Raw genomic sequence first — 11,809 nt, 5'->3', positions numbered from 1 at the left:
CGAAAACCAAGCCGAAAACTAATCGGTCCTGACAGTCTCTTGCGCGGGGTTCGCCGCAACCGCAGGTCCGCCGCCGAGCAGCCTTGCGAGGCTGCGGGCGCGCCTTGTGTCGATGCTGACATAGGCGGTCATGCCGGCCCGCAGCGGCGGCTCGCCGGGCCGCGCAACCAGCTGCAGCCGCACCGGCAGGCGCTGCACCACCTTGACCCAATTGCCCGAGGCGTTTTGCGCCGGCAGGATCGCGAACTCCGCGCCGGTCGCCGGGCTGATGCTTTCCACCACGGCGTCCCAGGTGACGTCGGGATGCATATCCAGCACGACCTTGGCCTTCTGCCCCACCGTCACATAGGTCAGGTCGGTCTCCTTGAAATTCGCCTCCAGCCAGGGCCTGCGATCGGTGACCAGCGCAAACAGCGGCGTCTGCGCCTTGACCTGCTCGCCGAGCTGCAGCTTGAAATTGACGACCACACCCGCTTTCGGCGCCTTGATTTCGGTATAGGCCAGGTCGAGCGCGGCGCGATCGCGCACCGCCAGTTTTTCGCGCACCGCGGCAAACGCATCCGTCGGCCGGTCGGGCTTGCCGCCGAGGGCTGCCTCGACGCGCGCGATGCGCTGGTGCAGCACGGCGACGCGATCTTCGCCTTCCTGCTCCTCGCTGTTGGTCTGCTCGACCTTCGCGGTCGAGGCGACGCCGCGTCCGGACAGCTCACGCTGGCGTCTCGCCAGGGACTGGAGATACGACAGCTTGTTCTCCGCCTCCTTTGTCTCGGCCCGGATCTCGCGCAGGCTGGCCTTGAGCTGCTCGACGGCGGCGCGCGCGGAATCAATTTCCGCTTCGGCCTTGGCGAGCGCCAACTGGTAGGGCGTCGGATCGAGGCGAAGCAGCACGTCGCCGGCGGCGACGGCCGAATGGTCGTGGATCCGCAACTCGGTGATGCGCCCCTGAACCTCGCTGGCGATCTGGGCAATGTCAGCCTTGACGAACGCGTTCTCGGTCGAGATGTGGCGGCCGCCCTGCAGCCAGAACGCCAGCGCGCCCACCAGCACCAACAGGGGCACGCCGACCAGCGCCAATCGCTTCATCCGCTTGGTCATGGCGCGGTCCTGCCGTTGAGCCGGCTTGTCGCCACGGGAGCCCGCTTTCGCGGGGCCGTCGCCAACTCCCCCTGCGCACCCTCGCCGTCATCCGCCGACACCAGGGTTTTCTTGATGCGCTGCAACAAAGCCATCAGCTGTTTGCGTTCGGGCCCGGCGAGATCGGCGAGCCCGGCATCGACCGTATCCTCGGCGATACGCCAGATCCGCTTGTGGACCCGCTCGGCTTCCTTGGTCAGATATACGCGCTTGACGCGGCGGTCGGCCGCTTGGGTGCGGCGCTCGACCCAGCCATTGGCCACCAGGCGGTCGATCATGCGGCCGGCGGTGGCCTTCTCGACCTCCATCATCTCGGCCAGTTCGGAATGCGAGGCGCCGGGGCGCCGGTGCAGGCGGGTCAACACCAGCCATTGCGCCCGCGTGATGCCGAGGCGGCGCACGCGGCGATCGAACTCGGTCCGCAACAGGCGGGCAACGTCCGAAATCACAACCCCAATATATTCGTCGGTATTCGGCATGGCGCTGTTGTAGCCGCCCTGAAATTAGTAAGCTAGGTTAGTATTTCACCGTGGCTGCCGCAAGGGACATCACCCTGAGTTCCACCAGCATGGAGGCCGAGGACGCCGCCGGGACCATGTCCACGGCGCAGCGATATTTGACGCTGATGACGGTCGTGCTCGGCTCTTCGCTGTACGGCACGGCGCTGCTGACGACGTCGACCATCCTGCCGCAGATGCAGGGCGCGCTGTCGGCGACCCAGGACGAGGTCGCCTGGGTGATGACCTTCAACATCCTGGCGACCGCGGTGGTGACGCCGATGACGGGCTGGCTGGTGTCCCGCTTCGGCAGCAAACGCGTCATGGTGTGGTCGGTCGGGTGGTTCACGCTCGCGACGCTGCTCTGCGGCATGGCGCAATCGCTCGAGGAGCTGGTGCTGTGGCGCATCCTGCAGGGCGGCGCCGGCGCGCCGGTGATACCGCTGTCGCAGTCGATCCTGTTCGCGACCTTCCCTCGCCGCCAGCATTCGATGGTGATGTCGATCTTCGGCATGGCGGTCGCGGTCGCGCCGGTGTTCGGCCCGGTGTATGGCGGCTATCTCGCCGAGGCGCATAGCTGGCGCTGGTCGTTCTACATGCTGGTGCCGATCGGAATTGCTTCCACGATCGGCATGGCCTGGACGCTGCCGTCCGACAACCAGTTGACCAAGGTCCGCTTCGACTGGACCGGCTTCATCGCGCTGGCGACGGCGCTGGCGGCCATTCAGCTGGTGCTCGCGCGCGGCGCGCGGCTGGACTGGTTCGACTCGACCGAGATCGTGGTCGAATGCCTGATTGCCGGCATCGCGTTCTATGTTTTCCTCATCCACAGCCTCGGCGCCCGCGATCCGTTCGTGAACCTGAAACTCCTGACCGACCGCAATTATGCGATCGGGCTGGCGCTGGTGACGATCTACGGCATGCTGAACTTCACGCCGATGGTGTTGCTGCCGCCGCTGCTGCAGCAGCAGGCCGGTTATCCCGACGCCCTGGTCGGACAGGTGATCGGATCGCGCGGCGTCGGGATGCTGGTCGGCTTCATGATGGCCGGCATCATGAACCGGCTCGACCCGCGCCTCACCATGGCCTTCGGGTTTGGCCTGCAGACCGTGGCGGGGCTGTGGATGCTGACCTTCGACCTCAACGTCACGATGGAGATCCTGGTCATCAACAGCATGATCCAGGGATTTGCCGTCGGCGTCGTCTGGGTGCCGATCACGGCGGTGGCGTTCGGCACGCTGGATGCCAAGCATTATGCAGAAGCGTCCGCGATCTTCCATTTGCTGCGCAATATCGGTTCGAGCTTCTTCATCTCGCTGTCGATCGCCGAAATCGTGCGCACCTCGGGCGCCAATTACAGCCGGATGACCGAGATGATCTCACCCTACAACCGCGCGCTGACGACGCCGGGCCTGACCGGCGGGTGGAATTTCGACACCGTGCCGGGCCTTGCCAGGGTGGCAAAAGAGATCGGCCGCCAGTCGATGATGATCGGCTATTTGAATGCGTTCACGATGTACACGGTGACGTCGGGCCTCGCCGTCCTGTTCGTCCTGATGGTCCGGGGCCGCAAGACGGCTTAAAGGCCGCTTGATGCGATGCGACATCACCGGGTTCTTACGGGCGCCGGCCGTCGCGTTTCCGTGATAAGTGTTTCGCAGACAGGCTTTGATGAAACAATTCTGTCCACCGACGAAGCCATTTTAGTGATCTGGCGAACACTTCCTGAAACCATTGTCAGGCATACTGACGCGTTACTGAAGAAGCAATTTCACCAGACCAGCGGTGGCATCCTCAACGAAGTGGAACACGCCATGCTTTCAGAAAAATTCTTTCTACTGTTGGAAACCCTCCGGAGCGAAGCCGAGCGGAGCCCGACCTATTCGGACGGCAGCACCCGGGTGATCAGCACCTCGCCCCACGTCCCGGTCCAGTTGCCGAGCGCCAGCCGGAAGTAGAGCGCGCCTACGCCAGTCGCGACGCTCAAACGCACGACGCCGCACCCTGTTGGGCACGGCGTCGCTTCGGCAACCTGACGAACCAATCAACCCACGTTCTTCGGGCCGATCGGGAAGTCTCCCTTCGGGCCCGGCTTCGGGTCGAGCGTTCCATCCACGATGCAGTAGCCGATTCCCAGTGCAACGCCCAAGGCGATGAAGGGAAACCAGCCGCCGCTGACCTGGTCCAGCTTGGCATCCGACAACGGCGCAAGGCCGCCGGCATTCAGAGTTGCTTGCGTGTTGGCCATCATTGTCTCCTTCAATAGGCCGTCCATCCCCCGACGCCCATCCAAGGGCCTGAGATCGTCGAGGGTCGGCATCGAGGCTGGCCAAAACCGGACGTTTGCGCTGTGACTGGAATCACGGTGGCAGCCCGGCACTGCGTTCAACCCGAGCACCCAACGCAAAAACGCGGCGCCAAGGCGCCGCGTTTCGCTATTGATCGTTCGTGACGTGCGTGGTGATCAGCTCGCCACGGCCGACGACGGCATGTCGCGCTCGCGCTTCATGACGATCTTGTTGAGCGCGCCGAGATAGGCTTTAGCCGAAGCCACCAGCGTATCCGGATCAGACCCCTTCGAGGTCATCGAACGGCCTTCATGGGCGAGCCGAACGGAAACCTCGGCTTGCGCGTCGGTGCCCTCGGTAACGGCGTGGACCTGGTACAGCTCGAGCTTGGCCTCGTGCGGCACCAGCGCCTTGATGCAGTTGAACACCGCATCGACCGGACCGTTGCCTTCGGCTTCCTCGATCTTGATCTGGCCGCCGATGTCGAGCTTCATGGTGGCGCGTTGCGGCCCATGGGTACCCGCGATCACTGTCAGCGACGTCAGCTTGATGCGGTCATGCGAGTTGGCGATTTCCTGATCGACCAGCGCCTCGATGTCCTCGTCGTAGATGTCCTTCTTGCGGTCGGCCAGCGCCTTCATCCGCACGAACGCGTCTTCCAGCTGGTTGGCGCCGAGCTTGTAGCCCATCTCCTCCAGCTTGTGCACGAAGGCGTGACGTCCGGAATGCTTGCCGAGCACCAGCGACGACTTCTTCAGGCCGATCATCTCGGGGCGCATGATCTCGTAGGTCGAGGCGTCCTTCAGCACGCCGTCCTGATGGATGCCGCTTTCATGGGCAAACGCGTTACGGCCGACGATCGCCTTGTTGTACTGCACCGGGAACGAGGTCGCCGCCGACACCAGTTTCGAGGCCCGCGTCAGCATGGTGGTGTCGATCTTGTTCCACCACGGAAACACGTCGTTGCGGACGTTCATCGCCATCACGACTTCTTCCAGCGCGGCGTTGCCGGCCCGCTCGCCGATGCCGTTGACGGTGCATTCGATCTGGCGCGCGCCGCCGGCGATACCGGCCAGCGAATTCGCCACCGCCATGCCGAGGTCGTTGTGGCAGTGCACGGAGAACACCGCCTTGTCGGAATTCGGCACCCGCTCGATCAGCGTGCGCATGAAGCGGGTGTATTCCTCGGGCGTGGTGTAGCCGACGGTGTCCGGAATATTGACCGTGGTGGCGCCGGCCTTGATCACGGCCTCGACGATGCGGCAGAGATAATCCATCTCGCTGCGGGTGGCGTCCTCGGCCGACCATTCGACGTCGTCGATCTGGTTGCGGGCGCGGGTGACGTTGGAGATCGAGAGCTCCATCACCTGCTCGGGCGTCATGTTCAGCTTGACGCGCATGTGCAGCGGCGAGGTCGCGATCACGGTATGGACGCGGCCACGGCGAGCGAATTTCACCGCTTCGGCGCAGCGGTCGATGTCTTTCGGATGGGCGCGCGACAAACCTGCGATGACCGAGTTCTTGGAGCGGCGGGCGATCTCGCTGACGGCCTGGAAATCGCCTTCGGAGGTGATCGGGAAGCCGGCCTCGATGACGTCGACGCCCATGTCGTCGAGCATCTCGGCGATCTCGATCTTTTCCTCGAACGTCATTGTGGCGCCGGGGCACTGCTCGCCGTCGCGCAAGGTGGTGTCGAATACGATTACGCGGTCCTTCTCGGACTTATTGGCTGTGGTCATCTGCAACTTCCTTTGGGTGGTGCGCCGTTTTTGGGCGCTGAAGGGTTCCTTGATCTCACGCAACCCCTGAGTGCCCAGGCGCAACCGCCCAGACGGCCCTCAGGGGCCGATAAGAAGCAGAAGCCCGCCAATAAGGAGGGTGGGCAAGGACGCAGCCGGAATCGCGGGAGCACGAACGGCCGAGGCCGATCCACCCTGAACTCCAACATTTTCGCTGCGAATCAGCATTGCCAGACCCTTGAGGAGACGAAATCCTTGGCCAAAACCATTGACAGTTCGTTGCCTGGACCACGTTCCAAGGCCGTTCTAGACGAGAAATATGGCCGGCCGCAATGCCAAAAGATGGTCAGGAAGGATGACCTAACGGGGCAAAAGCCCCGCAGGGTAAACGGCGTCCTGCCGTCAGCATCCCCCGGACACGCAGCCGTGAGCGGCGGCCGGCCGGCCTTCCGCCCCTCTTGCCCTCCCCGTCGTTGTTCCGGGTTGAAAGCCAGGGAGGGAGAACCATCTGTTGCGCGGGTGGCGATCTGAAAAATGGAGCGGCGCATGAGCCCGCGGTTTTTCCTGCTGACCTTGCTGGCTGCCTTTGGCTTTGCGGTTCTGTTTGCAACGCTCACAACGGTACGGCAGCTGCACATTCAAACGTCCGCGATCACGCAACCGCAGCACCGGGGTTGAGCGCGCCGGATACGCGTTACGCTGATGTCGCATTTGTTCCACCATCCCGCAGCGCTTAAAGCCGCATGGTGATGCGTGGATGCCGACTGTATGACCGGTGATCGGTTCATGGACGAGGCACGCGTTTGGACAGGTTTCAGATCGGTAGTCACTTTATTGCGCTGGCCGCCGCCTTCGCGCTCGCGGTGCCGATCGGCTGGGATCGCGAGAAGCGCGCACGGAGCGCTGGCCTAAGGACGTTTCCGCTCGTCGCCCTGGCCAGTTGCGGCTTCGTGCAAGCCAGCGAGAACCTGCTCGTGCACTCCCCCGACGGCATGGCGAAAGTGATCGAAGGGCTGATTACCGGCATCGGCTTCATCGGCGGCGGCGCCATTCTCAAACAAGGCAACTCCGTTCACGGCACCGCGACCGCGGCAAGCCTGTGGGCGACCGGCGCGATCGGCGTTTCCGTCGGGCTCGGCAGTTATGACGTCGCCGTCACGGTTGCCATCTTTACCTTCCTGACGTTGCGCCTCCTGACGCTCGTCAAGGACGAGAGCGATGAAGTCGAAGGCGGCAAGCCCGATCGGACCTGACGGGGTGACTGCTAAAGGTGCTTTGTTGCGTTAGCCGCTGCCTCAACTTTTGCGTAAAGCCAGTTTATGGACGTAAGCTGCCGGGTACGATCCGACAGGAGGCCGTCTCATGCCAAAGAAGGGTGTTACGGGCCATGACGAGTGGGTGGTGACCCAGGCACTCGCCACGGCCCTGGTCGCGCTCGAACAGCTTCCGGAGAAGATTCAGCCGCGACCCCATATGGAGGATCTTCGCAAACTCCTGATTGCCGGCTGCGCCCCCGGTAGCGAGGGTCTGCATCTGGCCCAGGCGAAGTGCCGGTTGTTCCCACAAACCGACCCGGAGACGATCTACCGGGAGTATGGCCTGGAGGGCGGTCGGGACTGAACGCCGTAGGGTGGGCAAAGCGGAAGCGTGCCCACCATTCCAAGCGAAATGTTAGATGGTGGGCACGGCGCAAACGCGCCTTTGCCCATCCTACTTCTTCACAACCTTCCCCACGCCCTTCTCTTCCGCCAGCAGCGCCTCACGCACCTGCTTGAACTCGCTGCGGTCGGCCTTGTCGACCTCGGGAAAACGCAAATCCAGCCTGTCGAGCGCGCTGACGATGGTCGAGCCGATCACGACGCGGGCGAACCATTTGTGGTCGGCCGGCACCACATGCCAAGGCGCGTGGCGCGCCGACGTGTGACGGATCATGTCCTGATAGGCGGCCTGGTACTTTGCCCACAGCTTGCGCTCGGCAATATCGGCCAGCGAGAATTTCCAGTTCTTGGCGGGCTCGTCCAGCCGGGCGAGAAAGCGCTCGCGCTGCTCTTCCCTGGAGATGTTGAGGAAGAATTTCAGGATCACGGTGCCGTTGCGCGCGAGGTAACGCTCCATGGCCGAGATATCCTCGAACCGTTCGCGCCAGATATTCCCAGTCACCAGCTTTTTCGGAATCTTCTGCTTGCCGAGAATCTCGGTGTGCACCCGCACGACAAGGCATTCCTCGTAATAGGAGCGGTTGAAGATGCCGATCCGGCCACGCTCGGGCAGCGCTATCATGCTGCGCCAGAGAAAATCGTGGTCGAGCTCCTTGGTCGATGGCTGCTTGAACGACGTGACCTCGCAGCCCTGCGGGTTGATGCCGTCGAACACGCTCTTGATCGCCGAGTCCTTGCCGGCGGCGTCCATGCCCTGGAACACCAGAAGCATCGACCAATTGTCCTGCGCGTAAAGCTTCTCCTGAAGATCGTTCAGCCGCTTGCGGTTGGCCTCGATGATCTTCTCGCCTTTGTCCTTGTCGAGACCACCCTTCTCGCTGGTCTTGTGCGATTTCAGGTGAAACTCGGCCGTCCCGTCAACGCGAAACGGGGCGACAAAGGATTTTAGGGTATCGCCAAGCGGCTGCTGTGATTTCTTGCTCATGAGGCTACGGGCTTCTTCTTGGGTTGCGTCTTGAACCGATCCATGACGCTACCAAGAATGCCCTTGGGAAGGAATATGATGAACAGCACCAGCAGCACGCCGTAGACCAGATTGTCCCAGCCCACCGCCTTGGTCCCGAACCAGATGCGCAGAAATTCGGCAAGCAGGATCGTAATGATGGCGCCGACCGTCGGCCCGAACGACACGTAGACGCCGCCGACGATGACGGCGAACACCATCTGCAGCGACACCGCAATGCCGCTGACCGTGTCGGGCGAGATGAACATCTGGTACTGGCAGTACAGCGCGCCCGCCAGCGCCGTCATCAGCGCACTGATGATGGTGATCTTGAGCTTTTCGAAGGTGACGTTGACACCCGCGGCGGCCGCCGCGTCCTCGTCGTCCGAGATCGCCTCCATGGCGTAGCGGCTCATGCTGCGGTCGACCCATTGCCAGATCAGAAGTCCGACCACCCAGACGAACAGCGCGATCAGATACCACGTCGTCTTGTCGTCGAACTGCAGCGCCAGCAACTGGCTGCCCTTGGTGCGGTTCGGCGTGTAGCCGAGCGAGCCACCGGTGTAGTCGCGCGTCGCGGTGATGACCTGCAGCACGATGCCGGACAGCGCCAGCGTCACCAGCACGAAATAATGCCCGGTGATGCGGAAGCGGAAGCAGGGATAGGCGACGATGACCGCGAGCACGCCCGCCGCCACCATGCTGAGCGGAATGCCGATCCACGGCGAGACGCCGAGATGGTTCCAGAGCAGCGCCGTGACATAGGCGCCGACGCCCATGAAGCCGCCATGGCCGAGCGACACCAGGCCGAAACGGCCCATGATCGACCACGAGGTGTAGGCGAACGACCAGATCAGGATCAGCACCAGGATGTGCAGATGATAAGGGTCGCGATAGACGAAGGGCAGCGCGATCAGCGCCGCCAATCCAACGGCCCAGGCAATGGTTCGTGCGTTCACGAGCGCCTCGCGAAAAGGCCGGCGGGCCGGATGAACATCATGACGATGAAGAAGGCGAAGGCGAGCACGTAGCCCCATTCGAGGTCGGAGAACAGGCCGCCCAGCGAAATGATCTCGGCGAACACGAACGCCGCGATGAAGCCGCCCACGAAATTGCCGAGCCCGCCGAGCACGCAGATCAGGAAGGTGATCGGCCCGAACGACAGGCCGACAAAGGGATGCACGTCGTATTGCAGCACGAGGAGACAGGCGGCCAGGCCGGCGAGCGCGCCGCCCAGCGCCGAGGTGACGAGGTAGATGCGCTTGGTGTCGACGCCCATCAGCGACATGATCTGGCGGTCCTGCGAGATGGCGCGGATCGCGGTGCCGGTATAGGTGCGGGTCATGAAGAAATAGACACTGACCATGCCGATCAGGGCCGCGGCAAACGACAACAGCCGCGAATAGCTGAAGTGCATCTCGCCGAGCGCCAGTACCGGCAGGCGGATGCCGAGATTGCGGAAGTCGATGCCGAAAGCGACGGTGGCAAAGCTCTGCAGGATGAACAGCACGCCACCGGTGGCGAGCAGCTGGTTGATCGGCGGCGCGGTGAGCAGCGGCGCGATCACGATGTAGTGCAATGCCGCTCCCAGCAGCGCGACCAGCAGGATGGTCAGCGGCGCCGCCGCCCAGTACGGCAGGCCGTAGAACTGGACCAGGTAGTACATGCCGTACATGCCGATCATGACCAGCTCGGCATAGCAGATCCAGGTCACGTCGATGACGCCGAAGATCAAATTGAGCCCGAGCGCCAAGAGCGCCAGCACCCCGCCGAGCAGGATGCCGTTGACCACGGCCTCCAGCAGATAGATGTCGAAGATGTCCAGAAATCCCTGCATCGGCTTGTCCTAGACCGCGGTGATATTTGGTTGATTTGGCGCAGGCGTCATCCTGAGGTGCGAGCGCAGCGAGCCTCGAAGGATGGGCCACGGGCACTCATCCTTCGAGGCGCGCAAGAGCGCGCACCTCAGGATGACGGGAGATTGTGAGCTGCATGCCATGCTCATACCCCCAAATACGCCTGCTTGATGGTGTCGTTGTTCATCATCTCCGCCGACGTGCCCGACGCACGGATGCTGCCGGCCTCGAGCAGATAGGCGCGGTCGACCACCTTGAGCACCTGCTGCACGTTCTGTTCGACGATCAGCACCGTCAGCCCGCTGGCGCGGATCCGCTTCACCAGTTCGAACACCTGTTGAACCACGACCGGCGCCAGACCCGCCGACGGCTCGTCGAGCAGCAGCAGTTTCGGGTTTGACATCAGCGCGCGGCCGATCGCGCACATCTGCTGTTCGCCACCCGACATGGTGCCGGCCATCTGGCTGCGACGTTCCTTCATGCGCGGAAACAAATCGAACACGAATTCCAGCCGCTCGGCATATTTGGCGCGGGCGCCTTCCATGTAGGCGCCCATCTTCAGATTGTCGTCGACCGTGAGCCGCGGAAACAGCCGGCGGTTTTCCGGCACGTGGGCGATGCCGAGGCTGACGATGCGATGCGCCGGGGTCGCCAGCACGTCGGTGCCCTCCATCGAGATCGAGCCTCTGGTGGGCCGGATCAGGCCGGAGATCACCCGCATCAGCGTAGTCTTGCCGGCGCCGTTGGGGCCGATCACGCCGACCGCCTCCCCCGCCTTGACGTCGAGGCTGACGCCGAACAACGCCTGGAAAGTGCCGTAACCCGCATCGACCGATTTCAATTCGAGCATACCTAGTCCCCTGCCCGCCGGCGCGCTTCCCCGGCCGCGGCTAGAGTCGAATCCGCATCGGTGCCGAGATAGACCTCGATCACCCGGGGGTCGCTCGACACCGCACTCGGCAGGCCTTCGGAAATCTTTTCGCCATGATCGAGCACCATGACGCGATCGACCACCCGCATCAGCACGCCCATGATGTGCTCGACCCAGATGATGGTGATGCCGAGTTCGTCGCGGATCTTGCGCAGCATGTCCGCCGCAGCATCCATCTCTTTTTCGTCGAGGCCGCCGAGGCTTTCGTCGGCGAGCAGAAGTTTCGGCCCGGTCGCCAGCGCTTTCGCAAGTTCAAGCTTCTTCAGGCCGGCGGCTCCGAGGCCGTCCACGGTGGCATGGCGATCGGTGGTCAGGCCGACCATGTGAAGCGCCTTTTCGGCGGCCTCATTGGCCTTGGCGCGACTGTGGCTGCCCTGGCCGTAGTAACCGGCTAGTGCCACGTTTTCGAAGATGCTGAGCCGGTGAAACGGCCGCGGGATCTGGAAGGTACGGCCGATGCCGCGGTTGATGATGCGATGCGGCGCGACGCCCGCGATCTCCGCGCCGTCGAACAGAATCGAGCCGGCGGTCGGGACCAGCGTGCCCGACAGCATGTTGAAGATCGTGCTCTTGCCGGAGCCGTTCGGCCCGATCAGGCCGAGAATCTCGCCCTGTTCGACCCGGAACGACACGTTGTTGACCGCGGTGAAGCCGCCGAAGCGCTTCACCAACCCGTTCACCGTCAGCACCCCAGATACTCCGC

The 11,809-nt window shown here is 63.3% G+C and carries 13 protein-coding genes; 4 read left to right on the top strand and 9 right to left on the bottom strand.

What is annotated here, in order from left to right:
• Positions 1-18: 18 nt before the first annotated feature.
• Together JQ641_RS32565 and JQ641_RS32560 are read right to left on the bottom strand one after the other, a co-directional pair.
• The gene (locus tag JQ641_RS32565) at positions 19-1,095 is read right to left on the bottom strand and encodes an HlyD family secretion protein (protein WP_212000252.1); all 1,077 of its coding nucleotides are present in this window, start codon (positions 1,093-1,095) and stop codon (positions 19-21) included.
• Entirely contained in the window at positions 1,092-1,613 is a 522-nt protein-coding gene (locus JQ641_RS32560; RefSeq protein ID WP_212000250.1) for a MarR family winged helix-turn-helix transcriptional regulator, read from the bottom strand. The genes JQ641_RS32565 and JQ641_RS32560 overlap by 4 nt, the downstream gene beginning before the upstream one ends.
• 50 nt (positions 1,614-1,663) lie before the next feature.
• Here JQ641_RS32560 and JQ641_RS32555 point away from each other — a divergent pair, with 50 nt between their 5' ends.
• Positions 1,664-3,214 carry a DHA2 family efflux MFS transporter permease subunit gene (locus JQ641_RS32555; RefSeq protein ID WP_212000249.1) on the top strand — a complete coding sequence of 517 codons (1,551 nt, stop codon included), beginning with the start codon at positions 1,664-1,666 and terminating at the stop codon, positions 3,212-3,214.
• Between the two features lie 461 nt (positions 3,215-3,675).
• Here JQ641_RS32555 and JQ641_RS32550 read toward each other — a convergent pair whose 3' ends face one another.
• Positions 3,676-3,879, bottom strand: coding sequence for a hypothetical protein (locus JQ641_RS32550; RefSeq protein ID WP_212000248.1), 204 nt, complete (start codon positions 3,877-3,879; stop codon positions 3,676-3,678).
• Positions 3,880-4,095: 216 nt separating this feature from the next.
• On the bottom strand, positions 4,096-5,658 hold the full coding sequence (locus JQ641_RS32545; RefSeq protein WP_212000246.1) for a 2-isopropylmalate synthase: 1,563 nt from the start codon (positions 5,656-5,658) through the stop codon (positions 4,096-4,098).
• A gap of 546 nt (positions 5,659-6,204) precedes the next feature.
• Between JQ641_RS32545 and JQ641_RS38550 the strand changes: the two genes are divergently transcribed.
• The 3 genes from JQ641_RS38550 to JQ641_RS32535 all read left to right on the top strand — a co-directional run bounded on the left by JQ641_RS38550 (position 6,205) and on the right by JQ641_RS32535 (position 7,278).
• Positions 6,205-6,336 carry a hypothetical protein gene (locus JQ641_RS38550; RefSeq protein WP_283815241.1) on the top strand — a complete coding sequence of 44 codons (132 nt, stop codon included), beginning with the start codon at positions 6,205-6,207 and terminating at the stop codon, positions 6,334-6,336.
• A gap of 125 nt (positions 6,337-6,461) precedes the next feature.
• Positions 6,462-6,911 (top strand): MgtC/SapB family protein, encoded by a 450-nt coding sequence (locus tag JQ641_RS32540; RefSeq protein WP_212000244.1) that lies wholly within the window; start codon positions 6,462-6,464, stop codon positions 6,909-6,911.
• A 109-nt stretch (positions 6,912-7,020) separates the two neighbouring features.
• Positions 7,021-7,278 carry a hypothetical protein gene (locus tag JQ641_RS32535; protein ID WP_192737945.1) on the top strand — a complete coding sequence of 86 codons (258 nt, stop codon included), beginning with the start codon at positions 7,021-7,023 and terminating at the stop codon, positions 7,276-7,278.
• Between the two features lie 90 nt (positions 7,279-7,368).
• On the opposite strand, the gene JQ641_RS32530 is transcribed toward JQ641_RS32535, so the two are convergent.
• From JQ641_RS32530 to JQ641_RS32510, 5 genes are all read right to left on the bottom strand, one after another.
• A complete protein-coding gene (locus JQ641_RS32530; RefSeq protein WP_212000243.1) occupies positions 7,369-8,301 on the bottom strand; it encodes a polyphosphate kinase 2 family protein in 933 nt (310 codons plus the stop codon).
• Positions 8,298-9,278 carry a branched-chain amino acid ABC transporter permease gene (locus JQ641_RS32525; protein ID WP_349628658.1) on the bottom strand — a complete coding sequence of 327 codons (981 nt, stop codon included), beginning with the start codon at positions 9,276-9,278 and terminating at the stop codon, positions 8,298-8,300. The genes JQ641_RS32530 and JQ641_RS32525 overlap by 4 nt, the downstream gene beginning before the upstream one ends.
• Positions 9,275-10,156: a branched-chain amino acid ABC transporter permease gene (locus JQ641_RS32520; protein ID WP_192737948.1), complete on the bottom strand. Its 882-nt coding sequence runs from the start codon at positions 10,154-10,156 to the stop codon at positions 9,275-9,277. Before JQ641_RS32520 ends, JQ641_RS32525 begins: the two co-directional genes overlap by 4 nt.
• A gap of 164 nt (positions 10,157-10,320) precedes the next feature.
• The gene (locus JQ641_RS32515; RefSeq protein WP_212000239.1) at positions 10,321-11,025 is read right to left on the bottom strand and encodes an ABC transporter ATP-binding protein; all 705 of its coding nucleotides are present in this window, start codon (positions 11,023-11,025) and stop codon (positions 10,321-10,323) included.
• A 2-nt stretch (positions 11,026-11,027) separates the two neighbouring features.
• A complete protein-coding gene (locus JQ641_RS32510) occupies positions 11,028-11,795 on the bottom strand; it encodes an ABC transporter ATP-binding protein (RefSeq protein ID WP_192737950.1) in 768 nt (255 codons plus the stop codon).
• Positions 11,796-11,809 lie beyond the last annotated feature (14 nt).

This window comes from Bradyrhizobium sp. JYMT SZCCT0180 (assembly GCF_018130165.1).
Taxonomy (GTDB): domain Bacteria; phylum Pseudomonadota; class Alphaproteobacteria; order Rhizobiales; family Xanthobacteraceae; genus Bradyrhizobium.
Note: the sequence above shows the minus strand (reverse complement) of the source record. Positions and strands in the feature narration are given on the sequence as shown.

Bases quoted from the DNA above. Each gene is read 5' to 3' on its own strand.
- JQ641_RS32515 (WP_212000239.1), bottom strand. From the start codon at position 11,025: ATGCTCGAATTGAAATCGGTCGATGCGGGTTACGGCACTTTCCAGGCG.
- JQ641_RS32550 (WP_212000248.1), bottom strand. From the start codon at position 3,879: ATGGCCAACACGCAAGCAACTCTGAATGCCGGCGGCCTTGCGCCGTTG.
- JQ641_RS32530 (WP_212000243.1), bottom strand. From the start codon at position 8,301: ATGAGCAAGAAATCACAGCAGCCGCTTGGCGATACCCTAAAATCCTTT.
- JQ641_RS32565 (WP_212000252.1), bottom strand. From the start codon at position 1,095: ATGACCAAGCGGATGAAGCGATTGGCGCTGGTCGGCGTGCCCCTGTTG.
- JQ641_RS32560 (WP_212000250.1), bottom strand. From the start codon at position 1,613: ATGCCGAATACCGACGAATATATTGGGGTTGTGATTTCGGACGTTGCC.
- JQ641_RS32545 (WP_212000246.1), bottom strand. From the start codon at position 5,658: ATGACCACAGCCAATAAGTCCGAGAAGGACCGCGTAATCGTATTCGAC.
- JQ641_RS32535 (WP_192737945.1), top strand. From the start codon at position 7,021: ATGCCAAAGAAGGGTGTTACGGGCCATGACGAGTGGGTGGTGACCCAG.
- JQ641_RS32520 (WP_192737948.1), bottom strand. From the start codon at position 10,156: ATGCAGGGATTTCTGGACATCTTCGACATCTATCTGCTGGAGGCCGTG.
- JQ641_RS38550 (WP_283815241.1), top strand. From the start codon at position 6,205: ATGAGCCCGCGGTTTTTCCTGCTGACCTTGCTGGCTGCCTTTGGCTTT.